We start from the raw sequence: 24,643 nt of genomic DNA on the forward strand, positions 1-24,643 counted from the left end.
TTCTGCCGGTTTCCGTCTATGTCGTTTGGATCATAATATCCCTTCCCGCCCTAACCGGGCTGTTCATCGTCACCAAACTCTCCACTCGGATCAGCCCGATCCAATAGCATCGGACATTCCTGCCCCGGCCGGTTTGGCATATAGCCGATATCAGTCATGTCACCTTCATGTTCGATCCGACCATTCCAGCGAATGTCATAATGAACGGCTATTTGTTCAGCCAATTGCTCTTGCAACCGGTTTATAGCGTCCAGCGTAGAACCGATTGCCGGGCTTTCAATATGCTGTCGATTGGCGGTGATAAATGCGATGGATATGTATTTGGTCATGTCTTTTTCCTGTCGTCTTTATCCGGCAGATCAAAACTGAAAACCGATTTGGCCTTTGTTGTCGGTCTGCGTTGGGATGCCCTGAAATGCTGTCCATGAGGGCTTTGCGAAATCAGGCAGCGAATTGCTTCGTCCCTGCCGGTATTCGATTTCAATATTTGCCATCTTCTCGGCTTCTGCGTATTCGCAAAAGATTGCGGCAGCTGCTTCCTTAACGCTGAGTGGCGGCCATTCCATATAGAAATGCGAGCGATATCCTGTCTCGGAAATAAAGGGCAGGCCAAGATCGATGGCCGTAAACCCAAAGCTGCTGCATATATCCAGCGGACAGGTGAAATCGACCAATGCCCGACCATGTCTGGTTTCCAGAACAAACAACCCGTTCTGCCCCCAATGCGGCTCTTGACCGGCTTTGGCCGCAAGTGCTGCTGTGATGGCTGTTCCTGCCCCATCGTCGGCAAAACTGCCAAAGCTGCCATTTTCCCCATTGGTCTTCGTAATAAGAGCGCGGAAAGACCTCGAAGCCTCATTTGCGGCATCACCATCATTCGCCCTGACTGCAGCATGAAATTCAAGGGCGATACGCTTGGCGGTATCAATATCTCTGTCCGTTACCTTATGCATTGTTCTGATCCCCATAGAGACAACTGGCTGGCCGATCTGGCCGGTTCAACTTCTTCCCGTCGTCTCAAAAGGGTGAATGCCGTCAAGCTGAATATGGGATGTTCGCGACCGTTAAGGCGCGAACAGGGACCCTGATTCTGCTTTACGGCAGAGGGCGAAGCCCTTCCTTCGACCGATCCTGAAGATCAATGCCTCAAGGGTACCTGGTACGTGCCTGAAAGGATGTTGTCCGCGATGCTATCGGCAGGGCCAACCGTTACCCGTAAGGGCCGTATTCCGGTATACATGCTTGCGAGTGAGGTTGGCCGGTGTCGCGCCTGGCGCGGCACCGGTCTATCGAACCAAAGTGCAGCCGAAAGAAAGAGCGTGCTTGATCTGGCCTGCTTCAATCCATAGAGCCGTGACCTGTTCCGGTCCTATGATGCTTGAGACACCTGCCAAAATTCAAGCCGTCAATCTGGATTGCACAATCCATAGTCGATTAGGTTATGGAAAATGCTGGGAACATTTGTTGCGCAAAGCATTCTTCAGAACAATTTGTAGATCACGGTAAGAAACGCAGCACACAAAAAACCAAATTCAAGCAATCTTCCCATGTATCCTCCTTTTCAACACGGGGTGTATCCATCGGCATCACCGATGCCAAATTCAGAATACCCTTGTTGAAACGGTTGATTTTCACGTCTAGAGGCGAATTTCGCATGCTAACTGGGCAGACCTCGCCCTTACGAAAGCAAAAAATGAACAAAGTATATTTAATCAGTACCAAATATATATTGAATGAATACTAGTTTGAGTTTTACAACTTGTGGATTGCGCAATCCACTTAATGCAAACAACCGCGTTTGGCTGCTGTATGAAATAATCCGCGCAAGATATGGACCAACAACGAAAAATCCATTCATCATTGCACATTAGGATTGCTGGGTCCGACCCGGGGAGAAGGTCGACATACTTTCTTGGGGATAGTTTCAATCACATCCTTGGAGGCAAACATGGTTGTAAATCACAACGACCTGACCCAGCGCATTGATACCCTTCTGTCGGATCTCCGCAAGGCAGAATCCAGTAACGCGGTATATCGCGAGCCAGCGCTTTATCTGCACACGGCACGTAAAGCACTCGGCTCGATTGCCGATGAACAATCAAATAGCAAAAATCTGACTTCATTCTAAAAAATGAAATTATGTTGGGCCATGAGATACTTACCAATGAGGGGGAACCCGGCAAGTTCCCCCTCTTCTGATCGATAATCAAATCTGTCAGTAGATCGATATTGACAACAGGAACATCTAGGACAATGTTCCTGATATGTTCTCATTCATCGCCAGATTTGCCCCCATAAGATTTTTACCCAGACCGCTCGCCCTGGCGCGTGTACCGGCAGGTTTTCCGTCGCCGGCAGAGGACTATATTGATCGCCAACTGGATCTGAACGAGTTCATAGAGCATCCGGCCGCAACCTTCTTCTTCAGGCTCGAAGGCGACAGCATGGAACCCCTTATGCGCGACGGCGATCTTCTGGTGGTTGATCGCGCAAAGACTGCTCGCAGCGGCCATGTGGTTGTTGCCGTACATAATGGCGAGCTGACGGTAAAGCGATTACGTCAATCCGGTAAAGACGCTTGGCTAGAACCCGAAAATCCAAACTATCCCCACCTGCCCTGCTCAGGCGACACAGAGATATGGGGTGTCGTTCTGATAAATCTGCACTGGCCGTCCCAATGATTGGTTTGGTCGACTGCAATAATTTTTATTGCTCATGCGAGCGTCTTTTTGATCCAAGTCTGCGCGGTCGACCAATGATCGTTCTGAGCAATAATGTTATATGACATTACTAACATTGTTCACATACACAAACTTCCTTGCTAACATGGCTGTTTAGCTGCCACTGTGCCTACAGACCTTACCTGCACCGCCAGCATGCTGGCGGTGCAGGTAAGGTCTGATATCACAGCCTCAAGATGACAAACAAAACCCGGTGCCCGACATTTGGAATGAGGGAAGCATGCTGACAGTTCCCTACTACACGGTTGCCAAAACAGCGGATGTCGTTCGACCTGCAACGATCATCCGCGATACCGAGTGGGATCAAGTGAAGAGCCACAGTCTCCCTACCGGTTTCCACTATCTTGTCTATGACGGATGCAGAATTGTTGAGCCGGTCTTATTCTATCTCCATGACAAATGCGTCCGGTCCTCGAGAATTCCCTCGGTAGGAAACACACAAACAGCTTTAACCTATGACCTGTATGAGTGGTTCACATATCTAGGCTTGATTCATAGGGATTGGGACGCTGCTTGTTTCGATGACATCGAACTATATCGCGACAAGCTTTTATGCAGCAAATCACCTAAAACCGGTAAACGATATGCTGTTGCAACAGTACGCCGCAGGCTTGGCACCATCGTTGACTTCTATGAATGGGCGTCCAGACAAGGCTTGATTGAATTTGATGCGAAAGAGTTTTACGAAGAACGTATCAAACCCCGAAATTATGCAATTACCCGGATGGCGCATGTTCAATCCGGCGACAATACGGTCAAAACGAGTAAACTGCTTCCGAGAACCTATAACAGTGAAACGGCTGAGGCATTTTCTCCCGAAGCTCTTCAACGAGTGCTCGCCGAACTTGGTTCGATCCCCGGAGACAAAGCTGATCGTCGTCCATGCAGAGACCGGCTCATTGCCAGCCTTGCTGTCGCCACAGGAATGCGACTTGACGAATGCGCCAACCTCACTCTGTCGCAATACAAGAATCTCAAGAAAGATGGTAGCTACAGCAACGTCGCATTGCCTCTTTACAAAACCAAAGGCCTGAAGCCGCGCACAGTTGTCGTACCGGGCATAATCCATGATGATCTGCGACATTACGTAAAAACAGAACGGGCCCGTGCGGTTCGACGCGCGAAAACATCTGTCGAGGCTCTTTTTGTCAATCACGCCCATGCCAAAAGAAATCCGGGTGAAGCAATGACAGCTCATTCCATCTGGCGCCACTTTCAGCGCGCGGTTCTGAAAGCCGGTCTTGTATGCCCTTCCCATAAAAACGGCACAACCAGCCCCTTAGACAGACCTGAAGCCCTGCACAGCTTTCATCACCTCCGTCATACCTTTGCGGTTACCATGTATTTTGAACTGGTTCGCGCGGGCAAAGCAGAACCCTGGCTCAGCCTGCGAACATTGCTTGGCCATAGTCACATAACGACAACAATCAATACATATTTGCGGAGTGTACAAATTCGGGAAGCACTCATGACAGATACCCTGAATACGTATCTCAAGGCCCTACGCGATGGCTAGAAAGCGCATGGACAGATCTTTTCTCACGTATCGCCCGGGTGCGGCACCTGCCTTCGACAGGAACAACCTGGCCCGTCCGGAAAAGGAAGAGAGAGAATACGGGGTTATCCAAAAGCTGTCACCTGACGGAAAACTGTGTCAACTCACGCTAAACTGTCCCCGTACCGCAAAATCCAACCGCGGCAGTGCCCAGATCAATGTCAGCGACGATTGGCTGAAAGCCGAACATCTGTCTGTTCCGTTTGCTACGGCCATTTTCTCGCATATTCGCAAGTTTGGTCCCTCTACCCAGGTCAACAAGGTTCAAGCTCTCAATCGCTTCTTTGCTTTTATGTGCGAACAGGGAAAAGCACATTTTAAACTGTCGGATCTGACCACAACTCTTTTTAATGAGTACATTTTCTGGCTCGACACCCAACAGCTTACAAGCAAAACGAAAGCCGGGTTAATCTCCCCACTCCGTGTTGTATTGCACTATCTTAAACAAAATCCACAATATACAAGCGAAGTCCCTGGGGATGCTTATATCCAGCCAAATCCCTGGCCTGGAATAAACGAGCAAATTGCTCATCGACCAATTTTGGCTATCACCGATCTTGTAACGATTGAGCGCGCCTGCATCAAAGAAATGCAGACATGGATGCGCAAATGGGAAGAAGGAAACGACTTTATTAAATCAGGTAGAGAACGCCTGCAGGCGGGTGCTTCACCCACCGAGCATAGACTTGAAACATTGCTGGCAATCATTGAAGACCGCTATGGTGGCTATGTGACGAACAGCAAACAATTCTTTGCTGACGGCGATGGCCGGCGACGACAAATCGAGTTTTTCGGAGGGATCAAGGGTATTGCTCCGTGGCTGTATGCAACAAAGCGCTCTCTGGTCCCGTTTGTCGTGATGATGGCAATCAGGACGGCCTTCAATCCGGAAACCATACTGGCTTTACGAAAATCCGCCCTTCGGGAGAGCTCGTTACTTAAAGGAAGTGCCGAACTGGCGCCGAGATATCGGGTGGTCGGCGGGAAGAAACGCGCGCGAGGCGATCAGGTTCGAACCTATCCTCAGGATAGCACAGAGATTGATAGCCCGATTTCCATTTTCAACAATGTCGGAAAGCTGACCCGTCGCCTCCCAAATGCCGAGCACGATCCCGACCATGATATGCTCTTCATATTTCAGGGCAGAAATTACGGAAGGGCTCATCATTATCTCAATGCAACCTGCACCTTCCCTAACGCACTTTCTGCTTTCAGAAAAGATAATCAACTCCCTGATTTCAGCTTGTCGAACATTCGCCCCACCATCTCGGAGATTGTCAATCAACTGAGTAACGGGGATATCAAGGCACAACAGGCAATTCTCAATCATTGGCACACAGAGACAACGGAAACGCATTATGTGTCGGAAGCGGCCCGGCACCGCAGACGGGAAACATTGGGCAATCTTTTGAACCGACGGGAACGATATATCCGGACATCTGGAAAGTCCGATGACCGTATCAATCTTCCAAACAATACAGGTCGCGCCGCAACGCCGGGGTTTGAATGCACCGACCCCTATGATTCTCCTCTCGCATCCCAGTCCACAGGACAACTCTGCACCGCCTGGGGAGAGTGTCCGCTATGTCCTCGCGCCGCCGTGATCCCCGACAATTCACACGCTTTGGCACAACTGCTTCATCTCCACAATGCCATTGAGAAAGCACGTCACGATTTACCGCCAGGTCGCTGGCTATATTGGTCAACGGTACAAAAGGGCCTGGACAATTGGCTCAGCAAGTTCCCGGCCAGGAGTGTTTGGCATGAGGCCAAAAACATTCAAAGAACCCACGCCATTCTGATCGAATGACATGAACCCTATACAAACCGCTACAGCATATCATCTCATGGCAGCGGAAGATCTGCGGGAAACGAGGATCAACCGCCATTCCCGCTGGTATGATGACAGATGGTTCTTCGATAATCTGACGCCAGGTCACGACGCTGCAGCCAGCACCATACGCTGGGATTTCATCATGCCGGACGGCAGTAAATTCGTAGACCCGAAATGGGCGATATTGCTCGACGCACATCGTCGACTGGTCTGGTCACTGATTGTCGACCCAAGACAGCGGCATAGATACAAGCCGGGCTCAATGGGCAAACTCTCCCGACGGGTTCTTTATCTTGCTCGCTGGATGGGCAAATCCGGCTACGCTCATTTCGGCGCGCTTGATACCTGTGCTTTTGACCAGTATCTCGACAACCTGCTCATCGACAAGCAGAATAAAGCCAATCTCAACGCCGTGTATCTTATGGAACATCTCGCATTGCCTGTTTCTCTGGGATATCAGGCCCCTGTTCTGGCAAAGGCGGGAATTCCTGTACCGGGCAGCGCCCCCTGGCATGGCATGACAGCGTTCGAGGTCGCGAAACAGCTGGCAGGCAGGGAACAGGGATACGTCCCGCCAGTCCCCGACCCCATATTTTTGCACATAATGACCAGCGCCTTGTGCATGCTTGACGCGGCAGAGGATATTATTTTACAGGCTCGGCATTTCGCGGACACCAAAGACCTGCAGGTTGCCGAAAAACATGCACCAGACAGGAAGCATTTACGCGATCGCATGAACTCTCTGACTGACGCGTGCCTGATCCTCATCCAGGGATTGTCGGGTATCAGAGTGAGTGAATTGCTGGGACTGCAAGCCTCTGATACGCCACTGGCACAAAATGCCTTGCCCGATTGCATAAAAATTGAACCGTCGGCCAGCGGTCTTCATGAGATATTTTATCTTTCCGGTCATATCTACAAGACGACGAAAACGCCTCGCCCGGCCACCTGGGTCACCGGACTGCGCCCGGTCGGGAGTGATCACCTTCCTGTTCCGGTCAAGGCAATATCTGTCATCGAAAGGTTGTACGCCCCCTGGCGCACTCGAAGAAACATCAACGAACTGATTGTCGGTTTTAGCCGAACAAAAAGCCTGACCAAAGATGTGAAAGCCCATACTTTAAGTTGGGTCAATCGCTGCCAGAGAAGGTTCTTTGTCAGAAGCGGTGTTAAGGATTGGACTGTTACTTCTCATCAATGGCGCAAATCCTTCGCCCAATATGTCATCCGAAGCGACAGCTGCATGCTCCCGGTGCTTCGGGAGCATTTCAAACACATCAGTATGGCGATGACGGAACAGGGATATATAAATGCGGATCCAGAACTGAAACAGATCCTTGATGATGCTGCGGTTCAGTCAACGGTCTCTCTCATTGGCGAAATGATTGCCGGCAGAAAAAACGTCTCGGGGGCCCTCAGTGGAAAACTGAAAGAGACTGCGAATCAACTCGGAAAATCTCTGGACAACCGTCCCGAAGATGACCGCCCACGCGATATTGAAGAACTGGTTCGTACCTCGGGTATACGGGCACATGATATTCGCTGGGGAAAGACATCCCTCGGAACCTGCCTGTTTCGACAGGGAACCGGGAATTGTACCATCGGTTGCTCTGCCCGATGGGTGATCAGTGCGCCGCTATGGTCGGCCGCACGCCCGGATTTATGTTGGGAATGTCAAAACCTTGTCCTTGACGAGACTCATTTGCCCTTCTGGAAAGACCGCCGGGCCAAATTGCAAGATGATCTGAAAACGGCAACAACCAATGATGACTTTGCTCTCGCACAACTCTGCAAACAACGCCTCGAACAATGTATTATGGTGCTAAACAAGCTTGAAACCACCGAAGCTGCAGCTGCAGAAAACAACAATCCCGGGTAATGAAACCATGTCACCCACATCTGTTGAAGCCGCATTCATGATGGCGATTGATCGGCTCCTCGCGCGTCATGCTCTGAAAGCCAATTCCAGCAATACACCCAAAATCAACAAAAGTATGGTTGCGCGCGAAGCCGGGCATAGCCGGACAACACTGTACAAATATCCCAAAGTGCTTGAGAGACTGAAATCATTTGAGGCAACAGCAAAATCATCAAAACAAAATGAGATCATGAGTCTGCGTCAGGAAATCGCCAAATTAAAACAGGAAACCGGGACGGCGAGAGACCTGATGGCAGCAATGCTGCTTCAAATGCGCGAGATGGAACGACAAACGGCTTCAAGAATTCGCCAGGCAGTACGTATGACACAAGCAGAAGGTTCTGATACGTAATGGGCCTTCCACGACACAGGAAGACTCTTAACAAGCCTTTTACATCAATCGTGGTGTCTACGCCAAGCCTCTCCTAATGCACATGTCTCCCATCTTCCATAAATCATCCCACTTACGACAGATCACTTCCGCAGATCAGCAGAGAGGCGCCTCCCCAAGTTCATGCCTTTGCCCAGTCTGCCAGATTGACAAATAGCCCGAACCAGATTGACCATAGGCCAAGGGCGACGAAAACAAAGCCGGTCAACCAGCGGCGCGGACGCATCCAGTCTGCAAGTCCGACAAGAAGCGAAGTAAGTTGCGGCACGACCGAAAACGGTACCAATGGAAGTGACAACGACAGCGCAAAGACCGCCATCAGAATGAAACCCTTTGCGGCGGAGCCTGTTGCGGTTGCGGCCCCCATCAGGCCGAAAAGGATCGGCGCGGCGCAGGCGGGAATATTCAGGCCAAACGCAACGCCCTGAACCCATGGGTTTTTCGTGATCCGCCATCCGACTGGCGCAATCCGGATACGCCGCCGAAACCGTCCCCCTGCACCGAACAGGAAGACAATTCCGATGACCATATAGAGTGCCCCAAAGATCAGCCATGCCCCGGTCTGAACCCCGATCATGCGTTGTCCCAGCATGACGATCACGCCGCCGAAACCGCCCATGACCAGAAGGCGTGCGAGCATGAATGCAGCTAGAGCCCCAACCCGCATGCGCAGTGAACGGTCACACTGGCTGTTGAGAAACAGCATATGCGCGCCAATCGTGCAGGGCTCGATAAATCCCAAAAATCCCAAGCCCAGCGCAAGAAAGATCAGGTTGAACAGGTCCGGTGTCACGTTTGTAAATTCCTTATCATCGTCGCATGGTGTTACCCGGCACAACAGGACAGTCTGGCGACATCTCTCGCAAAGCCCTGAGCGGCAAGTTTCAGGCCCTCGACTGTGGTCAGATAGGGAAAAATCGTGTCGCCAAGTTCTTGGGCGGTCATCCCAAACCGTATGGCCAGCGCCATTGTCTGAATGCTGTCACAGCCCTCGGGTGCCAGTATCTGAGCGCCCAGCAAGCGGTCAGTTGCTTCATCTGCAATGAGTTTTATCAAACCGCGTGTATCACGGGCGGCAAGTGATCTGGGCACCAGATCAAGCGGCACGACAGATGTCTTGACCACAAAGCCCCGTTTCTGTGCCTGAACCTCGGAGAGACCTACGCCAGCAACTTGTGGATCAGTGAAGACAACCCAGGGCATCGTTGTGTTGTCATATGTCTGTTCGTCACGGTTATAGGCATTTATTGCCGCAAGTTTGGCGCCATAAGCTGCCATATAAACGAACTGGTCGCGCCCGGTCACATCGCCCGCAGCATATACATCAGGACGCGTCGTCCGCATGTACGCGTCCACAACAATTCCGCCATTCGAATTTACTTCAATTCCGGCCGTTTCGAGGCCTAATCCGTTTGTATTCGGCTTACGGCCTGTCGTTACCAGGATATGTTCAGCAAAAAGAACCTCGGCCTGGCCATCAACGTTAATGGTCAGTTCCGTTTTATCATTCTTCCGTTCAACCCTCTCGTAGGTGAGGCCCGTGCGAACGGATACCCCTTCATTCCTTAACTCCTGAGTGAGCGATGCAGCAATTTCCGGTTCTGCTTCGGGAAGAAGCCGTGACCGTGTCACCAGCGTAACCGAGCTGCCGAGCCGTGCAAACATCTGAGCCAGTTCACAACCGATATATCCGCCGCCAATCACGAGAAGTGATCGTGGCTGCTGATCAAGTTCAAGTGCCGTTGTACTGGTCAGACAGGGGACATTCTCAATGCCTGGAATATCGGGAAATGACGGGGATGTGCCGGTTGCAATGATTGTCTTTCTTGCAACAAGCTTTTTGCCGTCAAGCAGAAGACCGGTGTCATTAAATATAACGTCCCCTTCGAGATAATCGATACCATCATATTCGGGCAGCAGATCGATATATTTCTTCTGACGCAAACCGGAAACCAGATCCTCTTTAGCCTTGATCAGGGACTGCCAGTCAGCGACATGAGCGTTTCCGGAGAGGCCGGGAAAACGCGCAGCGGCCCCCGCACCATGCACGGCCTCTGCGGCACGGATCATGGTTTTGGAGGGAACACACCCGACATTGACGCATGTGCCGCCAATCATTCCCTTGCCGATAAGTGCGACCCTTGCGCCCTGTTCAGCGGCCGTAATCGCCGCCGAAAAACCGGCCGAACCCGCGCCGATGACAGCAAGGTCATATTCCTGTTTGTCGGTCGAACAACAATTGTTCATATTATTTTCCTTTCCGGGTGGTTGGTTGTGTATCGGTCTCGCAGCAAGCGCGCGCACGGGCTCGTTGTCGGTAGCCGTACAGTGCCAGGGCAATGAACAGGAGTAATCCGGGTATGAGGACATAGTCTATCCAGCCCAGCCATGCCGAGAGTCCAAGGGCCCCGAACGAGACAACAAGGATTGGTGTGAAACAGCAGATCACAGCAAAAATTGTTCCGACGATCCCGGTTTTGAAAATGGTGTTGCCACGCATTATTTAATCCCGCGCCTTGGCCGGATAACCGGCATTTGTCGAAGCGATCCCGATGGTTTCCACATTGGCGACTGACGGGTCGAAGGTGACAGTTGCGTTTTTTTTATCGAAGTTGACGTCTACGGCCTCTACGCCGGTGACGGCTTCCATCGCGGTTTTGACCGTCACCGGACACAGGGCGCAGGTCATGTTTTCGATGTCGAAAACGGTTGTTTGTTCATCCTGCGCTGTGGCGCTGGCAGCAAGCGCCGCAGTTGGGAGGTAGCCTCCCGGATATATGACAGCCAGTCCCAGGGCAAATGCCCCGGCCAGAATAATGCCTGTTCGTTTCATCTCGATTTCTCCTAATAGAACAGCGGTGCCCACCAGTTGATTGTCAGGGCCAATCCCACCAGCACGGTTGAGAACCACAGGGCGGCTTTGGTGATCAGTGCGGATTCCGGACGGGCGCAGTAAGACCCGTCGTCACAAGCTGGCTTGGTCTTGAAATAGACCTGCCAGAACCCCAGCCCGATAAATATCAGAGCCACCGTCGCGAAGAGTGGTTTGTAAGGTTCAAGAGCCGTCAGATTGCCGATCCAGGCCCCCGACACCCCCAGCATCAGAAGCAGGAGTGGTGCGACACAGCAGGCGGATGCAAGAATGGCTCCGACCACTCCACCAGTTGCAAGCAGACCTCTTTTTGTCTGCTTCCCGTCATCCGACAACAGGTCGTCCGATTTGATATCGTTCATGTGATTTACCTCGAATTCGATTCGCAGTTAAGATACAGTCTGTAGCTGCTACAGATTAAAGAAGGTTTTGATCACATGGACGATCACAATTCCGGGAGGCGACTAAAGCGAGCAGAATTGTCGAAGGTGACAGGCTGTCATCTTGAAACGATCCGCTATTATGAAAAGACCGGCATGATGCCCGATCCGCGGCGCAGCAAAACGGGTTACAGGCTGTATGACGAAACACATGTTTCCCGGTTGCGGTTTATCCTGCGCGCCCGTGATCTGGGTTTTTCGATTGAAGATATCCGGGGGTTGCTGACTCTTATAGATGGTCAGTTGCAAACATGTTCGGAGGTCAAACAGCGTACGGAAAGCCATCTTGCTGACGTGCGCACAAAAATTGATGACCTGAAACGGATCGAACAGGTTTTGGCGGAAACGGCAGCTCAATGTTCAGGAAAAGATGTGCCTGAGTGCCCTGTTCTGGAAGCCTTGTTCCACGTTTGAAGTAGTAGCTTGTGAGTTCGGCTTCATCAAAAGGACAAAGAGGCCAGTTATCAATTTTTACAACATTGTCAGCATGCCAACAAATGAAGTAAATTTCAATTATTCCCAAATCCTTGAGCTAAATATCAACAAAAACTTATGATGGAATGCCAGATTACAAAAAAGGATACGCCCCAAGTAATATATAAAATAGGAAGTATTTAGCAAGATAAACCAAAAAAGTTTCTGTTTATATAATTAAATCGGCAAGAGTAAAATATTGGTTTTTCGGTTTGTTCCACAGTAAAACCCCTCTACCTCTTATGCGTCTCTTTATCATTGATCCCAGAAAGAACGCCACATTCCTCTACATCCCGTCCATCTTTGCAACTTTCTCTTAGTGAAACGAGTTGTATTTCTAGCGCTTGTAGAGTGGCAATCTGTGATTGCACATGAGATATGTGATCATCAAGTAAAACGTTGACCGCATTACAAGGCTGATGAGGCTCATCCTGATGCTGCTGTAGTTCGGAAATCTCCGCCAGAGATAGACCCAGAATTCTGCAGCGACGGATAAATCTCAACCGTTGACCATGCTTTTTGGTATAGACGCGGTAGCCGTTTTCTCTCCGCCCTACCGACGGCAATAGGCCCTGCTGTTCATAGAAGCGGATTGTTTGTGTGTCGATCTCTACTAACCGTGCCAACTGACCAATGCGCATTTGTCCTCTCCACCCTATTGACCTTATAGTTACTATATAGTTTTGAATGGTAACACTGTAATTTAAAGTGGAACCATGTCATGAGTATATTCTGTGATAGCCTTTCTGGTAGTGATGCACCTCCGCCATCGAATACCGATGAACCGAACGCCTTCGAAGCATCAGAGCAATGGATCAGTATTTATGCAGTGCCAAAAATGGACTGCCCGTCAGAAGAACGAATAATCCGCCTCGCCCTGAATGGCCTTAAGGAGATTCAGACCTTGTCCTTCGACTTGTCGAACCACCAGTTGGAGGTCGTACACAATGGCGAAGTTGCCGCTATCACTACAAAGTTGGAGACCTTGGGGCTAGGCGCTACGCTTCAGGAAAGCACCGCAGCCGATCCAGAGACCATCAAGACCGCCGAAGCCTCAACTACCTCTATCAAACAAGAAGCAGGCACCCTGCGCTGGTTGCTTGGCATCAATGCACTCCTATTTCTAATAGAAATGATTTCCGGCCTGGCAGCCCAGTCCACTGGCCTAATTAGTGAGTCTCTTGATAATTTCGCAGATGCGGCGGTATACGGGCTCGCCCTTTATGCTGTTGGGCATAGCATAAGAATGCAGGTGCGTGCCGCGCATCTTGCTGGTGTTCTGCAGCTAATTCTGGCTGTTGGAGCACTAGCGGAGGTGGTGAGACGCTTTGTATTTGGCAGTGAGCCTGAATCGTTGGTGATGATGGCTATCGCATTCGTCGCATTGATTGCCAATGCCAGTTGTCTGCTGCTCATATCCAAACATCGGGAGGGCGGGGCGCACATGAAGGCAAGCTGGATATTCTCGGCCAATGACGTGGTGATCAATCTGGGGGTCATCACCGCCGGCGTTTTGGTCGCGTGGACCGGGTCCAATTATCCGGACCTGATCATCGGCACCATCGCCGGGGTCATTGTACTGAACGGCGCCAAACGCATTCTGGCTATCAAGGGTTAAGAGCAGTGTCCGTTGCGGGCAAAAATCGCTCACGGCATGACCTATTGCCCATTTCTGGCGTACTTCCTGCGTCGGATCAGGCGATAAAATGTCTGGGGCAACAATCAATGGCCTATGGCGAGTCTGTTTCTGTACCCCGTTCTTTAATTGGGTGCAGACATGGAACACCTGTGCTGCATTCAGTTGCCAATTGAGAAAACCACCAACTCTTCTTCACACGAATCAAGCCGTGCCATGTGAAACTCGGTTTGCTGAAAGATGAAGGATACTTTGAAATGTTAATTCAAGTGTTCCAATTGACCTTACCACCCCAGCTATCAATTATTGTGATGCTGTGAGCTTGCCGTCAAATCACGATACGCATCCATCAATGGACGATCCACGGTGTCATGTTCCGTTCGCTCCTGATCAAGCTTTTCAAGGGCTCTTAGCATAAATTCGGCAATATCAAGCCTTTCGCAGCTGCAGGCATGTTTGAAAGCATGCAAAACTACATACTCCAATTGTTCATCACTTGAGGTCGTCATTTAATCGCTCCTTAATCCGGTATTGGGTAAGAGAGGTTCTTGCCGAGAAGAACTTCTCCTACCGGTACTTTGACGCACTCACGATCTAATAGAACTTTTCAGTTCTTTCTCAATCCAATCACGCGATCACAACATACGCATTACCGGCACAATTTTACGGAGCCGCAATGCATTTGTTAAAACAAAGACCGAAGACAACGCCATTGCGCCTGCTGCGAGAACAGGAGTGAGCAGAATTCCAGAGAAAGGATAAAGCAGACCTGCAGCAACAGGGATAAGTGCGGTGTTATAGCCAAAAGCCCAAAACAGATTTTGCTGAATGTTTCGCATCGTCCGGTTGGATACTTCAAAGGCATTGATGACGCCGCCAAGATCGCCAGACATCAGAACAATATCTGCCGACTCAATTGCCACGTCAGTGCCTGTGCCTATCGCGATCCCAACATCGGCATGAGCGAGAGCAGGTGCGTCATTAATACCGTCACCAACAAATGCAATCTTCCGCCCCTCTCCACGAAGATCATTCAAGGCCGCAACCTTGCCGTCTGGCAACACTCCAGCAACTACATGATCAATTCCAGTTTCCTCTGCAATTACCTGTGCAGTCTCAAGACTGTCACCTGTTATCATTGCGACTTTCAGGTCAAGGCTGTGAAGCGCTTTTATCACGTCCCTGCTTGAAGGCTTTACAGGATCTGACACTCCGATAACAGCAGCAACCTGTCCGTCAATTGCTGCGTACAATGCTGTTCGCCCGTTTCGTGAGAGCTTTTGAACAACTGCAGGAAAATCTTTGAGATCAATCTGTTCTCGTCGCATCAGGCGTTCAGTTCCAACTAGGACAGTTGCATCATCAACCTTTGCTCGGACGCCGTAACCAGTGAATGAGGTGAAATCTGTAACTGGTTGGTCTGCGTCAATATTCTCACGGCGCGCCGTAGATACGATTGCGTTGGCAATCGGGTGTTCCGATCTGGCTTCAACAGCAGCTACATACCTTAAAACTTCAAGTTTTGTGAAGCCTTGAGCAACCACAAAATCGGTTACCTCTGGCCGCCCTTCCGTCAAAGTACCAGTCTTGTCGAGCGCAACGATCTGAACGGAACGAAGTTCCTGAAGTGCGTCTCCCTTGCGAAACAAAATACCCATTTCAGCTGCACGACCTGTTCCAACCATGATGGAGGTTGGTGTGGCTAACCCCATTGCGCAAGGACAGGCTATTATTAGAACAGAAACACCTGCCACCAACGCCATTGTAACGGCTGGCTCAGGACCGAACAAAAACCATGCCAAGACACTTAGTGCAGAAAAAAACATGACTGCAGGTACAAACCATTGAGTTACGCGATCAACCAGACTCTGAATGGGAAGTTTGGTGGATTGGGCTTCTTCAACCATCCGAATTATTTGCGATAATGTTGTGTCTTCACCAACACGAGTTGCGCGAAAACTGAAGCCTCCTGCACCATTCACGGTTCCTCCTGTGACTTTTGAATCAGCTTGTTTGGCAACAGGAATTGGCTCGCCCGTTATCATGCTCTCGTCAATATGACTGTTTCCCTCAACAATTACACCATCAACCGGGATTCGTTCACCCGGGCGCACTATAATAACATCGCCAACTTGAAGGTCATCAACAGGAACAATGACGCTTTCGCCATCGCGTTGTACTCGTGCTTCTATAACTTGAAGTCCCAGAAGTTTTTGGATCGCCGCTCCAGTCCTCCCCTTTGCACGGGCTTCCAGAAAACGGCCAAGCAGGATGAGAACAATGATGACTGCTGCGGCTTCGAAATATACTGCGCGAACTTCCACAGGTATAAGTTCAGGAAGAAATGTGGAAACGGTAGAGAATATATAAGCCGCTCCCGTTCCGAGTGCGACCAGACTGTTCATATCTGGAGAACCTTTCAGAAGAGAAGGGACACCTCTGATGAAGAAGTATCTGCCCGGCCCGGCAAGAATTGCTGTTGTTAAGATAAATTGCAGCGTCCAGTAAGTTTGCTGCCCGATCGTGCTTTCGATAACATTAGCAAGTTCCGGGATGATATGACCGCCCATTTCGGTCAGAAAAATAGGCAGAGTTAGCAAAGCAGCCCAAAGCGTACGGTAGGCTATTTCACGCGCAACCTGTTTATTCTTGATAGAACTGTCCGTTGTTTCTTTGATCTCAGATGGATAACCGGAAGCAGTCAGTTGGGAGGACAATTCAGTCGGAGAGACAACATTCTGTAGGAATTTCACCGCTACAGTCTCAGCTGGAAGGTTGACGGCTACGTCTATTACGCCGGTGACTTGGCCAAGCGACTTTGAGATGCGATTAACACAAGAGGCGCATGACATTGAATTCACACTTAGAGTTACGTTGCCATATTGGGGGGCATAACCAAGTTTCTGAAGCGCTTGAGCAATCTCGACAAGCCTTTGCGCCTTGTCGACCTTCATTCGGGCTGTCTCATTCGCCTGATTGACCGATACTTCTCCGACACCTTTCATCGCGGATAGAGTTTGCTCGATTCTTGCTACGCAAGAGGAGCAGGTTATGCCATCAAGTTTTATTTGCACGTGATTATGGTTTTGCATCTGAACCTCTGATTGTCTGCTGTTTAAGCAAGTATCAAGGCTCCAGTCACTGGAAGGTCAAGTATTTTGTTCGAAGTGTCTCACACGACGTGTACTTTGCTGTTTTCTTCCAATTTTTCGGCAAAAAATAGCGCGCACAAGTCACTGCTAAGAAAGCCATTAAGTGTTGGAAGGTTCTTCCTGGCCCGTCAACCAATGCGCCCCAAAAGCGGGAATGTTTCCAGCAGCCAGAACGCAAAGGCGGACATATAACCGGTCATCATCGCCGTCCCCATAGCAATCATGATCAAGGCCGCCGCTGCACGGAGATAACGCCCAAAGCGTCCTATGGATTTCAATCTGACAGACAGACTCTCGGTAAGCAGTGCTGCCAAGAGAAACGGCACACCAAGCCCCACGGAATATACGATCAGCAAAGCAATACCATCGCTGACAGTTGCCGACGCGGCGCTGACAGTCAGAATGGCACCGAGAATAGGGCCAATGCAGGGCGTCCACCCGAACGCAAAAGCAAGCCCAAGCACATATGCCGAAGTCACACGCCCACCAGGCAGATCAAGATGAAAGCGTGCTTCTCGCATCATCCACGCCGGACGGAGCGTTCCCAGCATGAACAGCCCGAACAGAATGACAATGCCGCCACCAATCAGATTCATCTCGAACCGGTACCCGAGCAGGACCTGACCAAGTGCTGTTGCACTGGCCCCCAGAAGGACGAAAACCGTGGTGAAGCCCAAAACGAAACACAGGCTGAAACCAAGAGATGACAATCGACCAACTCGGATTGCCTCCGTTCTGGTCGAAAGAGAGGCACCACCCGCGATATAGGAGATATATCCGGGAACCAGAGGCAGCACGCATGGCGAGAGAAACGATATGAGGCCTGCGGCGAACGCGCTTATTATGCCGATATTGGAAAGTTCAGGCATTAATCTGTATTCCGTAAAATCAGGAACCAAGTATTCAGAGAACAGGAAGGTCAGCTAACCAAACAGTGCTAAGCCTATCTTTGTTCAGGGCTCTTTTCCTACTTTTGAGAACCAGTCTGTTAACTGATCGAGCCACCCCTTTTCAACAGGCGGCTTTGGGGGGTGGACAGCGTTTGTCAATCCGTTCACGTAAAGGATCAGATTCATCTGATTGAAACTCGTGCCGTGAAAAATACCGGCATGGCGGGTATTCCGATCGATAATATGAATCATCGGCGCAGACCCGTCACGCTGGCTCAATTTGGCGAATTTATCGGCAACAGTTACAGCACTGATATCCGAAGACGGCATAACAGGCCGCCAGTTCACCAGATCCCAAGAAGGAGTATCTGAAAAATCTTCGGAATGAACGGTAATGAACGTGACCATTTCCCGCATCGGGCTAATATTCAGCCTCGCCTGAGAGGACGCCAGTAGGGTTTGCTGTTCTGCACAGGCTGCACCACAATCCCTTGGCACAAAACTTAAAATAAGTATCTGATCATCAAGGTCGCTCAAATTAAAGCGACCTTGATTTTGGTTAAAAAGTTCTATCTCTGGAACCTTTCCGGTGTTTGTCACCTCAAAATATGGCTCTTTATCCGCCATCACCTCGTCAAGGTGTTCACCGGGATGATTCGCAAAAGCTGGTGAGGCCGTCAACGCCAGGATCAAAAACAACCACCGGATCATTCTGTTTCCCCCTGCGGCCCGGCGGCAGCTATGCCAAGAATGGCGACGTCAATGCTAATCTCGCCTGCGTTTTCAAAGCGCAATGTCATGGGAAACTTCTCACCTTCACGGAGTTTTTCATGCAATCCCGTCAACATGAGATGCATTGCCCCCGGCGCCAGAGTGACCGGGCGGTTGGCCGGAACATCCAGAGCCATGACATGTCGCATCCGGCGAACATCATCGACCGTGACGACATCATGTATCATCACATGGTCGGCCACAGCTGTGGTGATTTCCAGAAGGCGGTCGGTCGCAGCGCTTGTGATCGTAAGATATGCCACACCCGGACGGGATGTCAGAATCGTGGCACGTGCCCAGGCGTCAGATATTTCGACAAGGTTTCCGGCAGAAACCGGTAGTGCTGATAGCAAGGTCATGACGAGGGCGATGGCTGTTCTTTTCATATTGTACTCCCATTCATGATCGCGAGAATCCGGATTGCCATGTCTTCTGCCGGCTGATCTCCTTCACGAAAGACAGTCAGGTAACGCCCATCCGGTGCCATCAGATAAAGATGCCCGGAATGGGCCATCAAATAGCCGTCCGGTGCTGTATCGTCGTCCAACTTTTCGTAATAGACCCGAAAAGCCTCGGCGGCTGCAGCGACATCCTCCTTACTACCGGTCAATCCGATCAGCGCCGGATGAAAGGCCTCGACATATTCAGCCATGACATCAGGTGTATCGCGTACCGGATCAATTGTAATGAATATCGGTGCCACACGGTCGGCTTCGGATTCCATTCGGTCAAGCGCATCCGCCATATAGGCAAGTGTGGTCGGACAAACATCAGGGCAGTGTGTGAAACCAAAAAAGACAAGTTGCCAACGCCCCGGAAAGCTTGCTTCGGTCACACGGTTTCCCTGATGATCGGTCAAGGAAAAATCAGAGTGAATGGCGGCTTCTCCCGTCCCTTCGGCCCCCGACGACATTTGCTTGCGGTCGGAAGCCTGGAAGATATATGCGCCGCCAAAGAGCAGGGCAGCAAGAACAACCATCCCCCATAATATAGAACGGATGAAACGTAACCGGTTGAAATTATGCGATGTCATGAAACGATCCCGTAGAAAATCCCGCCCGGGTATTTGTCCCGGGCGGGTGTCATGTCACGATGTTATTTGTCGGAAGGCTTCGGCATTTGATCGGTCATTGCAGCCATCATTTCAGTACACTGCTCCATCATCGGACCCATCTGGCTCATCATCTTCATCATACCCATCATGCCCTGCATATCCCCCATGCCGGAATTGCCGTCATGCTCCATCATCGGGGATTGCATGTCCGGAGTTTGGGCTTCCTGGGCATAAAGGGCTGTTGTCGCCAGTCCCGCGACCATCATTGTGGCAATAGCGGTGAGTTTGATTGACTTACGCATCTTTAACATTCCTTTCGGTTGTGGACTCATGTCCCGACTGCGGAGTTAAAGACGCTATATTTGCGCCTGATGCAGCCGGGGACCTTCCGGCCTCATTGCCGGGAAGACTGTTTTTCGGGATTTCATCGGAGGAAGGGGCGATATCGCTGGCGCTCTTTTTCGACGAACAGGCCTTTTTGTTCATGCATAAACCCAGCGCACACATCGCTACGCACGGCAGAACGGAGAGGAGCAAAGGCGCGATGCCGGCGGCAACCAGCCAGCTCCAGTTAAATGCAAGTCCGGCGACAAGTGCGGTTCCTGCCAGCACGAGCAAACCGCGACGTCCCTTCAGGTAGTATCGAACGGCATGAACCACGTCATGTCCAAGCGAGGTATTGCCGGATTTGGTCCGTTGTATTTCAGTCATAGGGGATCCTTCCTCAATCGGTGTAGATGTGGGTTTCAAGAAATTTTATCATCTCTGCTGTCGCCCATTCGGTCGGTCCGACAAGTCGACCAAGCTCGCGGCCGTTCCTGTCAATCAGAAGCGTCGTCGGTAAACCGGGGATACCCAGAGCCGTCGTGGTTTTCATGGTTGGATCGATGAAGAAGTCCAGATTCCGGATACCGATTTCGGTATAGAAATCCTGCACGACATCCACTCCGGCCCGGTCGATCGACAAGGCAACGACTTTGAACTCCGAACTGCCGAGTTCGGCCTGCAGGGCATCCAGAGTCGGCATTTCCTCCCGGCATGGAACACACCAAGTAGCCCAGACATTCAGCAAGACGACCGTTCCCTCGAAATCACTCAATGTCATGGGTTGACCTTCGACGTTTTCGAACCCGAACTCGGGAAGAGGCCGGGGAGCATCATGCATGACAAACGAGCGCTGTTGACTCTGCCTTACATTGTCCGCTGCCTGATCGGTGACATTCTTCTCGTTGCGTAACGAAACTATGGTCAATGTGGTAACAACCACCAGTATGATGCCAGCGGCAAACCCCACTTTCAGGTTCATATGCACTAAGAGGCTCTTCATCGAGGTGCCTCCGCAGTTCCGGCACCTGAGGCCTCATTACGCAATTTTTCGACCCTTGGCAGAATGGTCTCGGCCATCACTTTTTCCGTCACCGGCCCGACATGCTTGTATGCAATGTTCCCTTTCGCATCGACAACGAAGGTCTCGGGGACGCCATAGACGCCCCAGTCGATCGCCACACGTCCATTAATATCCGCGCCGGTTCTCGTATAGGGATCACCAAGACTATCGAGCCATTCTGCAGCGTCGTCAGGTTGATCCTTATAGTTCAGGCCATGCAGTGGGACGGTGCCGTCGCGAGCCAGTTTCATAAACACGGGATGCTCTTCGCGACACGCAACACACCAGGAGGCAAAAACATTGACCAGCGACACCTCACCTCTGATATCTGTACTCGACAAACCTTGTGTTCGACCTTTTACCGGTGGAAGGTCAAATTCCGGGACCTGTCTACCCAACAGGGCAGAGGGGAGTGTGTTGGGATCAAGAGTTAATCCCTTCGCTAGGGCCACACCCAATATCAATGCTATGCCAAGCGGTAAGAAATAGATCAGCCGGTTGAACCGTTTCTGCGGGCGATGTTCTTTGGGGACTGCAATCATCTCGCCCTCCCGTCTTTAAGATTGAGATTGTGCTGGAATTCGCGTTCTTCGTCCGACCAGACACTCTTGATATAACCGAGTACCGCGATGATCTCCTCATCACTCAGCACATCCTCAAATGCAGGCATATCGCTCTCATACCCCGGCACGACAGCGCCAACCCCGAACTTGGTGATCGCAAACAGTTCCTGATCGCTATGGCGCCATGTGTGGCCACTGGCATCGTGTGGCGGCGCGGGCATCCGCCCGGTGTCAAGGCGGCGCTTCCAGTTTTTCTGCCCCTCAAGATTTGAGCCATGACACGATGCGCAAAATTCAACATAGTCATCCTTGCCCAGTGCTATCTGTTCCGGAGTGAGCGGCTTTTCGAGAAAAGTCAGATTCTCGGGCTTCGCGCTGGCATCCATCACGCCGAACAACAAAGCCATGCCGACGCCAGCCATTAATCCGGTGACCATTGATCCGGGCGATACCGCACTCATTTCCCGCCCCGAAGATATTTAAACAACGCGAGAACGCTCATGATCAGGATCGCAAGGATCAGAAGAAACACAAGACCGCCTCCTGCCATCATCAGCATCATCATCGGGCCACCCATCATCGAACCATCCATCATCTGTCCAAAACACTCATTCATTGGCGTAAACGGCAATGCCGTCCTCTCCGAACGCATAGGTTTTCAGCGTCCCGGTTTTTTCACGTGCCATGCCCGGCGCATTTGGTGGCATGCCGGGCAGCGTGATACCCGTTATATCCGGGCGTTCATCAAGCATCCGTTCAATGATCTCGGCGGGAACCAGCCCGCTTACGACATATCCGTCAATCTCGGCCAAATGGCAGCCCAGCCCTTGCTCCGGGACACCGGCGGCAACGGATCGCTTGTCGAAATCGCGATCATCGACACGGGTAACCTGATATCCATTGGTCTCAAGATATTCGCCATAGGCATCACAGCATCCGCAGTTCGGGTCCCGATAGATTGTGATCGATTTGCTTCTCTCACCAGCTACTGTCACGTTCGTTTGCGCCTCTCCTTTTCCCGGAGCAAACATTGTAAATGCAGCACTTCCGGCAACAGCCAGAATCGCAACACCTGTCACAATCACTAATTTTCTCATCTGTTTCTCCATCATCATATGTTCGCAATGGCGGTCCACGTCCTGCCACCGTCTGGGCTTTGTAAAACCCCGTCGTTATTCACAATTACGAGATCATCAGCGCGTAGCGGATGAACCGCGAGTGCTGTTGCGATAACTTCTGAACGCTTTAACCAGGTGACACCCGCATCCTGCGATTGCCAAATTCCGGATGGCAATCCGGCATAAAGTGTGGCCGGTCGCGATACCGCACTGACCAGCGCACTCACAGGTTCACCCTCAGGTAAGGGTACTTTGGGAGTTGCCTGCTTTCCGGACGCAAGAGCATCCATGGCATCGCCCGGCTGAACATCCTGCCAACGGCAGAAACAATCCGGCACACGCGTTACACCGGTATCGGTTCCGGCATATAGCCAGATCCCACCCATTCCGGTTGCCAGATCGACTGAAGACAGTGCTGTCAGATCTCGCTCGGCATTCGCTAACCATGGCCGGTCCATGACAAACACCCATGACTGACCAGCATCATCGCTCTGCCATAAGCCGTCACCGCGAATGGCGGCATATATGGTATCTGGGTTTGTCGCCGCAGTTGTGATGGCAGTGACTGCCGCTTTTGGCAGTCCTTGCCCACGTACGTCCCAACTTTTCCCGCCATCTACAGACAGAACAATCCTGCCGGTATCCAGACCACCAATAACTCGGCCCGGCCGTTCCGGATGTGTTGCAAGTGTGAGAATGGAACCTGCCGACATCTCCGGCAATGTTATCCAGTTTCGATCCCTATCGCGATACAGAAGCAATGACCCGCGTGCAATAATCAGCGCATTGCTATCAAAAGCAATTGCACTGTTTGAGCTTTCACTAACCGCGGCAAGGGTTGTTGCTGGCAACAGGTAGAGGCCAGCACATGTCACGAGACCGCGAAGCAGCGCACGTCTGGAAACAGAGCCCGCGACTATGGTATTTCTTTTCATATGCAAGTTTCTCAAGGAGTTGGAGCATCAGAACGTAATCCGAATCCCGCTCACAATGATCCTATAAGGTTTGATCTTCAGAGGCCGGGCACCAGTAAAAGCGGGACGCTCAAGGCCGGGGCGGATTGCCGCCTGCTCGTTGAGTGAAGCTGAAGCTATGCTTTGGTGCATGTCGCGACTGCGCCAAGAAATACCGACCAAAGCCGACATTTTGGCACCCGTAGATCGGAAAACATGATTTCCAACCTTGTCTGAAGAAGCTGTAAGGCCCACAACAAAAATTGCGGGCACGAAGCATGTCATGAGAAATCGCGGTGATGCCCCATGACACTGATATCCTCAAACCAAAACGGATTAAGGAGATATCAGTTCAGAGTGTTGGTTCTGGGAGGGAATGGATCGGGAGAGTTTGAGCGGCCGGTAAGGCTGCCTGTCGGCCCGAAATGCTCGACTGAGGCGAGTGCAGGTATTGCAACTTGTACAGGCGAAATTGCGATAGTTGATACCTGAGGGCACGCAATATCGCAGTCCGGCATGATGTCGCCGCTGCCAGAACAATCCTGACAATTGTCCATTGCCAATTCCGCCATCGGCATCCCGACCTCCATAACAGCAGCATTGACCGTCTGGAAACTTGTCCCGACGGCAAAAGCAGCTATCAAAAGTATGGTCAAAAACCTGATGCGATTGAGCATGGTTTACTTCTATCCCAAGGATGCGATGCTGTCTATATCGAACTACAGTAAATCCTATTGCTGCACCTCTGTGCCCATATCCAGAGACTAGGAGAATTGTTGGGTTACGCAGCATTTAATAGGATTTGATTGTGCTTCATCTATAAATTGATTGTTAGCAAGTCATACCCGCAGATTAGTGAATAACTCAGCACAACAGGTTGTTCATCTGTAGCGC

Annotated in this window: 32 protein-coding genes and 1 pseudogene; 10 read left to right on the forward strand and 23 right to left on the reverse strand. The window is 51.0% G+C overall.

Annotation, left to right across the window (positions count from 1 at the left end; all coding sequences use genetic code 11):
• Nucleotides 1-50 precede the first annotated feature (50 nt).
• Nucleotides 51-329 carry a hypothetical protein gene (locus BC440_RS02860; RefSeq protein WP_063093903.1) on the reverse strand — a complete coding sequence of 93 codons (279 nt, stop codon included), beginning with the start codon at nucleotides 327-329 and terminating at the stop codon, nucleotides 51-53.
• Between the two features lie 30 nt (nucleotides 330-359).
• Nucleotides 360-953, reverse strand: a complete 594-nt coding sequence (locus BC440_RS02865; protein WP_063093905.1) for a hypothetical protein — start codon at nucleotides 951-953, stop codon at nucleotides 360-362.
• A gap of 995 nt (nucleotides 954-1,948) precedes the next feature.
• On the opposite strand from BC440_RS02865, the gene BC440_RS02870 reads away from it, so the two are divergent.
• From BC440_RS02870 to BC440_RS02895, 7 genes are all read left to right on the forward strand, one after another.
• Nucleotides 1,949-2,128 (forward strand): hypothetical protein, encoded by a 180-nt coding sequence (locus tag BC440_RS02870; protein ID WP_063093906.1) that lies wholly within the window; start codon nucleotides 1,949-1,951, stop codon nucleotides 2,126-2,128.
• Nucleotides 2,129-2,264: 136 nt separating this feature from the next.
• A complete protein-coding gene (locus BC440_RS02875; protein WP_063093907.1) occupies nucleotides 2,265-2,681 on the forward strand; it encodes a S24 family peptidase in 417 nt (138 codons plus the stop codon).
• On the forward strand, nucleotides 2,678-2,785 hold the full coding sequence (locus tag BC440_RS23675) for a hypothetical protein (protein ID WP_196871075.1): 108 nt from the start codon (nucleotides 2,678-2,680) through the stop codon (nucleotides 2,783-2,785). The genes BC440_RS02875 and BC440_RS23675 overlap by 4 nt, the downstream gene beginning before the upstream one ends.
• Before the next feature lie 176 nt (nucleotides 2,786-2,961).
• Nucleotides 2,962-4,257 carry a tyrosine-type recombinase/integrase gene (locus BC440_RS02880; RefSeq protein ID WP_063093908.1) on the forward strand — a complete coding sequence of 432 codons (1,296 nt, stop codon included), beginning with the start codon at nucleotides 2,962-2,964 and terminating at the stop codon, nucleotides 4,255-4,257.
• Nucleotides 4,258-4,264: 7 nt separating this feature from the next.
• Nucleotides 4,265-6,106: a phage integrase SAM-like domain-containing protein gene (locus BC440_RS02885; protein WP_129542743.1), complete on the forward strand. Its 1,842-nt coding sequence runs from the start codon at nucleotides 4,265-4,267 to the stop codon at nucleotides 6,104-6,106.
• A gap of 37 nt (nucleotides 6,107-6,143) precedes the next feature.
• Entirely contained in the window at nucleotides 6,144-8,009 is a 1,866-nt protein-coding gene (locus tag BC440_RS02890) for a hypothetical protein (RefSeq protein ID WP_139190039.1), read from the forward strand.
• A gap of 7 nt (nucleotides 8,010-8,016) precedes the next feature.
• Entirely contained in the window at nucleotides 8,017-8,400 is a 384-nt protein-coding gene (locus tag BC440_RS02895; RefSeq protein WP_063093914.1) for a hypothetical protein, read from the forward strand.
• Between the two features lie 160 nt (nucleotides 8,401-8,560).
• Here the strand turns inward: BC440_RS02895 and BC440_RS02900 are convergent, their stop codons facing one another.
• The 5 genes from BC440_RS02900 to BC440_RS02920 are packed head-to-tail and all read right to left on the reverse strand — an operon-like array spanning nucleotide 8,561 to nucleotide 11,673.
• A complete protein-coding gene (locus BC440_RS02900; protein WP_063093916.1) occupies nucleotides 8,561-9,232 on the reverse strand; it encodes a cytochrome c biogenesis protein CcdA in 672 nt (223 codons plus the stop codon).
• 32 nt (nucleotides 9,233-9,264) lie between these two features.
• On the reverse strand, nucleotides 9,265-10,686 hold the full coding sequence (gene merA, locus BC440_RS02905; RefSeq protein ID WP_063093918.1) for a mercury(II) reductase: 1,422 nt from the start codon (nucleotides 10,684-10,686) through the stop codon (nucleotides 9,265-9,267).
• 1 nt (nucleotide 10,687) lies between these two features.
• On the reverse strand, nucleotides 10,688-10,939 hold the full coding sequence (merF, locus tag BC440_RS02910; RefSeq protein WP_063093920.1) for a mercury resistance system transport protein MerF: 252 nt from the start codon (nucleotides 10,937-10,939) through the stop codon (nucleotides 10,688-10,690).
• Between the two features lie 3 nt (nucleotides 10,940-10,942).
• Nucleotides 10,943-11,305 (reverse strand): cation transporter, encoded by a 363-nt coding sequence (locus BC440_RS02915; protein WP_223305183.1) that lies wholly within the window; start codon nucleotides 11,303-11,305, stop codon nucleotides 10,943-10,945.
• Nucleotides 11,284-11,673 carry a mercuric transporter MerT family protein gene (locus tag BC440_RS02920; protein WP_062956566.1) on the reverse strand — a complete coding sequence of 130 codons (390 nt, stop codon included), beginning with the start codon at nucleotides 11,671-11,673 and terminating at the stop codon, nucleotides 11,284-11,286. Before BC440_RS02920 ends, BC440_RS02915 begins: the two co-directional genes overlap by 22 nt.
• A gap of 75 nt (nucleotides 11,674-11,748) precedes the next feature.
• On the opposite strand from BC440_RS02920, the gene BC440_RS02925 reads away from it, so the two are divergent.
• Nucleotides 11,749-12,165 carry a helix-turn-helix domain-containing protein gene (locus tag BC440_RS02925; protein ID WP_062956567.1) on the forward strand — a complete coding sequence of 139 codons (417 nt, stop codon included), beginning with the start codon at nucleotides 11,749-11,751 and terminating at the stop codon, nucleotides 12,163-12,165.
• Nucleotides 12,166-12,458: 293 nt separating this feature from the next.
• Here BC440_RS02925 and cadR read toward each other — a convergent pair whose 3' ends face one another.
• A complete protein-coding gene (cadR, locus tag BC440_RS02930) occupies nucleotides 12,459-12,866 on the reverse strand; it encodes a Cd(II)/Pb(II)-responsive transcriptional regulator (protein ID WP_063093925.1) in 408 nt (135 codons plus the stop codon).
• Between the two features lie 197 nt (nucleotides 12,867-13,063).
• Here cadR and BC440_RS02935 point away from each other — a divergent pair, with 197 nt between their 5' ends.
• Nucleotides 13,064-13,843, forward strand: coding sequence for a cation transporter (locus BC440_RS02935; RefSeq protein ID WP_343834530.1), 780 nt, complete (start codon nucleotides 13,064-13,066; stop codon nucleotides 13,841-13,843).
• A 5-nt stretch (nucleotides 13,844-13,848) separates the two neighbouring features.
• A pseudogene (locus BC440_RS23465) lies at nucleotides 13,849-14,027 on the forward strand (signal peptidase II); the annotation flags it as partial.
• 133 nt (nucleotides 14,028-14,160) lie between these two features.
• Here the strand turns inward: BC440_RS23465 and BC440_RS02940 are convergent.
• From BC440_RS02940 to BC440_RS03005, 15 genes are all read right to left on the reverse strand, one after another.
• Nucleotides 14,161-14,370 (reverse strand): hypothetical protein, encoded by a 210-nt coding sequence (locus BC440_RS02940; RefSeq protein ID WP_062956569.1) that lies wholly within the window; start codon nucleotides 14,368-14,370, stop codon nucleotides 14,161-14,163.
• 126 nt (nucleotides 14,371-14,496) lie between these two features.
• Entirely contained in the window at nucleotides 14,497-16,953 is a 2,457-nt protein-coding gene (locus BC440_RS02945) for a heavy metal translocating P-type ATPase (protein WP_063093927.1), read from the reverse strand.
• A 188-nt stretch (nucleotides 16,954-17,141) separates the two neighbouring features.
• Nucleotides 17,142-17,882: a cytochrome c biogenesis protein CcdA gene (locus BC440_RS02950; protein WP_063093929.1), complete on the reverse strand. Its 741-nt coding sequence runs from the start codon at nucleotides 17,880-17,882 to the stop codon at nucleotides 17,142-17,144.
• An 84-nt stretch (nucleotides 17,883-17,966) separates the two neighbouring features.
• Nucleotides 17,967-18,614, reverse strand: a complete 648-nt coding sequence (locus BC440_RS02955; protein ID WP_062956572.1) for a hypothetical protein — start codon at nucleotides 18,612-18,614, stop codon at nucleotides 17,967-17,969.
• Nucleotides 18,611-19,060 (reverse strand): copper chaperone PCu(A)C, encoded by a 450-nt coding sequence (locus BC440_RS02960; RefSeq protein ID WP_062956573.1) that lies wholly within the window; start codon nucleotides 19,058-19,060, stop codon nucleotides 18,611-18,613. The genes BC440_RS02955 and BC440_RS02960 overlap by 4 nt, the downstream gene beginning before the upstream one ends.
• Nucleotides 19,057-19,707 (reverse strand): SCO family protein, encoded by a 651-nt coding sequence (locus BC440_RS02965; RefSeq protein WP_063093931.1) that lies wholly within the window; start codon nucleotides 19,705-19,707, stop codon nucleotides 19,057-19,059. The genes BC440_RS02960 and BC440_RS02965 overlap by 4 nt, the downstream gene beginning before the upstream one ends.
• Before the next feature lie 62 nt (nucleotides 19,708-19,769).
• Nucleotides 19,770-20,030 carry a hypothetical protein gene (locus BC440_RS02970; protein ID WP_063093933.1) on the reverse strand — a complete coding sequence of 87 codons (261 nt, stop codon included), beginning with the start codon at nucleotides 20,028-20,030 and terminating at the stop codon, nucleotides 19,770-19,772.
• Entirely contained in the window at nucleotides 20,023-20,439 is a 417-nt protein-coding gene (locus tag BC440_RS23225) for a hypothetical protein (protein ID WP_197464517.1), read from the reverse strand. Before BC440_RS23225 ends, BC440_RS02970 begins: the two co-directional genes overlap by 8 nt.
• 13 nt (nucleotides 20,440-20,452) lie before the next feature.
• On the reverse strand, nucleotides 20,453-21,055 hold the full coding sequence (locus BC440_RS02980; RefSeq protein WP_223305185.1) for a TlpA disulfide reductase family protein: 603 nt from the start codon (nucleotides 21,053-21,055) through the stop codon (nucleotides 20,453-20,455).
• Complete coding sequence (locus tag BC440_RS02985) at nucleotides 21,052-21,657, reverse strand: DsbE family thiol:disulfide interchange protein (RefSeq protein WP_063093935.1); 606 nt, start codon at nucleotides 21,655-21,657, stop codon at nucleotides 21,052-21,054. The genes BC440_RS02980 and BC440_RS02985 overlap by 4 nt, the downstream gene beginning before the upstream one ends.
• A complete protein-coding gene (locus tag BC440_RS02990) occupies nucleotides 21,654-22,139 on the reverse strand; it encodes a cytochrome c (protein WP_063089329.1) in 486 nt (161 codons plus the stop codon). The genes BC440_RS02985 and BC440_RS02990 overlap by 4 nt, the downstream gene beginning before the upstream one ends.
• Nucleotides 22,136-22,273, reverse strand: coding sequence for a hypothetical protein (locus tag BC440_RS23060; RefSeq protein WP_155988749.1), 138 nt, complete (start codon nucleotides 22,271-22,273; stop codon nucleotides 22,136-22,138). The genes BC440_RS02990 and BC440_RS23060 overlap by 4 nt, the downstream gene beginning before the upstream one ends.
• 13 nt (nucleotides 22,274-22,286) lie before the next feature.
• Nucleotides 22,287-22,775, reverse strand: a complete 489-nt coding sequence (locus tag BC440_RS02995; RefSeq protein ID WP_196871077.1) for a DUF411 domain-containing protein — start codon at nucleotides 22,773-22,775, stop codon at nucleotides 22,287-22,289.
• A gap of 14 nt (nucleotides 22,776-22,789) precedes the next feature.
• On the reverse strand, nucleotides 22,790-23,731 hold the full coding sequence (locus BC440_RS03000; protein ID WP_196871078.1) for a hypothetical protein: 942 nt from the start codon (nucleotides 23,729-23,731) through the stop codon (nucleotides 22,790-22,792).
• A 365-nt stretch (nucleotides 23,732-24,096) separates the two neighbouring features.
• Nucleotides 24,097-24,426, reverse strand: a complete 330-nt coding sequence (locus BC440_RS03005; RefSeq protein WP_063089330.1) for a hypothetical protein — start codon at nucleotides 24,424-24,426, stop codon at nucleotides 24,097-24,099.
• Nucleotides 24,427-24,643 lie beyond the last annotated feature (217 nt).

The sequence above is a fragment of the Thalassospira sp. MIT1004 genome (assembly GCF_001858545.1).
Lineage (GTDB): Bacteria > Pseudomonadota > Alphaproteobacteria > Rhodospirillales > Thalassospiraceae > Thalassospira > Thalassospira xiamenensis.

Coding starts and splice junctions, on each gene's coding strand:
- BC440_RS02870 (WP_063093906.1), top strand. CDS start 1,949: ATGGTTGTAAATCACAACGACCTGACCCAGCGCATTGATACCCTTCTG.
- BC440_RS02970 (WP_063093933.1), bottom strand. CDS start 20,030: ATGCGTAAGTCAATCAAACTCACCGCTATTGCCACAATGATGGTCGCG.
- BC440_RS02955 (WP_062956572.1), bottom strand. CDS start 18,614: ATGATCCGGTGGTTGTTTTTGATCCTGGCGTTGACGGCCTCACCAGCT.
- BC440_RS02985 (WP_063093935.1), bottom strand. CDS start 21,657: ATGATTGCAGTCCCCAAAGAACATCGCCCGCAGAAACGGTTCAACCGG.
- BC440_RS02880 (WP_063093908.1), top strand. CDS start 2,962: ATGCTGACAGTTCCCTACTACACGGTTGCCAAAACAGCGGATGTCGTT.
- BC440_RS02865 (WP_063093905.1), bottom strand. CDS start 953: ATGCATAAGGTAACGGACAGAGATATTGATACCGCCAAGCGTATCGCC.
- BC440_RS02890 (WP_139190039.1), top strand. CDS start 6,144: ATGGCAGCGGAAGATCTGCGGGAAACGAGGATCAACCGCCATTCCCGC.
- BC440_RS02995 (WP_196871077.1), bottom strand. CDS start 22,775: ATGAGAAAATTAGTGATTGTGACAGGTGTTGCGATTCTGGCTGTTGCC.
- BC440_RS02945 (WP_063093927.1), bottom strand. CDS start 16,953: ATGCAAAACCATAATCACGTGCAAATAAAACTTGATGGCATAACCTGC.
- BC440_RS02980 (WP_223305185.1), bottom strand. CDS start 21,055: ATGAAGAGCCTCTTAGTGCATATGAACCTGAAAGTGGGGTTTGCCGCT.
- BC440_RS02875 (WP_063093907.1), top strand. CDS start 2,265: ATGTTCTCATTCATCGCCAGATTTGCCCCCATAAGATTTTTACCCAGA.
- BC440_RS02990 (WP_063089329.1), bottom strand. CDS start 22,139: ATGAGTGCGGTATCGCCCGGATCAATGGTCACCGGATTAATGGCTGGC.
- BC440_RS23225 (WP_197464517.1), bottom strand. CDS start 20,439: ATGACTGAAATACAACGGACCAAATCCGGCAATACCTCGCTTGGACAT.
- cadR (WP_063093925.1), bottom strand. CDS start 12,866: ATGCGCATTGGTCAGTTGGCACGGTTAGTAGAGATCGACACACAAACA.
- BC440_RS02965 (WP_063093931.1), bottom strand. CDS start 19,707: ATGACATCGCATAATTTCAACCGGTTACGTTTCATCCGTTCTATATTA.
- BC440_RS02860 (WP_063093903.1), bottom strand. CDS start 329: ATGACCAAATACATATCCATCGCATTTATCACCGCCAATCGACAGCAT.
- BC440_RS03000 (WP_196871078.1), bottom strand. CDS start 23,731: ATGAAAAGAAATACCATAGTCGCGGGCTCTGTTTCCAGACGTGCGCTG.
- BC440_RS02935 (WP_343834530.1), top strand. CDS start 13,064: ATGGACTGCCCGTCAGAAGAACGAATAATCCGCCTCGCCCTGAATGGC.
- BC440_RS23675 (WP_196871075.1), top strand. CDS start 2,678: ATGATTGGTTTGGTCGACTGCAATAATTTTTATTGCTCATGCGAGCGT.
- merF (WP_063093920.1), bottom strand. CDS start 10,939: ATGCGTGGCAACACCATTTTCAAAACCGGGATCGTCGGAACAATTTTT.
- BC440_RS02950 (WP_063093929.1), bottom strand. CDS start 17,882: ATGCCTGAACTTTCCAATATCGGCATAATAAGCGCGTTCGCCGCAGGC.
- merA (WP_063093918.1), bottom strand. CDS start 10,686: ATGAACAATTGTTGTTCGACCGACAAACAGGAATATGACCTTGCTGTC.
- BC440_RS02925 (WP_062956567.1), top strand. CDS start 11,749: ATGGACGATCACAATTCCGGGAGGCGACTAAAGCGAGCAGAATTGTCG.
- BC440_RS23060 (WP_155988749.1), bottom strand. CDS start 22,273: ATGATGGATGGTTCGATGATGGGTGGCCCGATGATGATGCTGATGATG.
- BC440_RS02885 (WP_129542743.1), top strand. CDS start 4,265: ATGGACAGATCTTTTCTCACGTATCGCCCGGGTGCGGCACCTGCCTTC.
- BC440_RS02940 (WP_062956569.1), bottom strand. CDS start 14,370: ATGACGACCTCAAGTGATGAACAATTGGAGTATGTAGTTTTGCATGCT.
- BC440_RS02920 (WP_062956566.1), bottom strand. CDS start 11,673: ATGAACGATATCAAATCGGACGACCTGTTGTCGGATGACGGGAAGCAG.
- BC440_RS02960 (WP_062956573.1), bottom strand. CDS start 19,060: ATGAAAAGAACAGCCATCGCCCTCGTCATGACCTTGCTATCAGCACTA.
- BC440_RS02895 (WP_063093914.1), top strand. CDS start 8,017: ATGTCACCCACATCTGTTGAAGCCGCATTCATGATGGCGATTGATCGG.
- BC440_RS03005 (WP_063089330.1), bottom strand. CDS start 24,426: ATGCTCAATCGCATCAGGTTTTTGACCATACTTTTGATAGCTGCTTTT.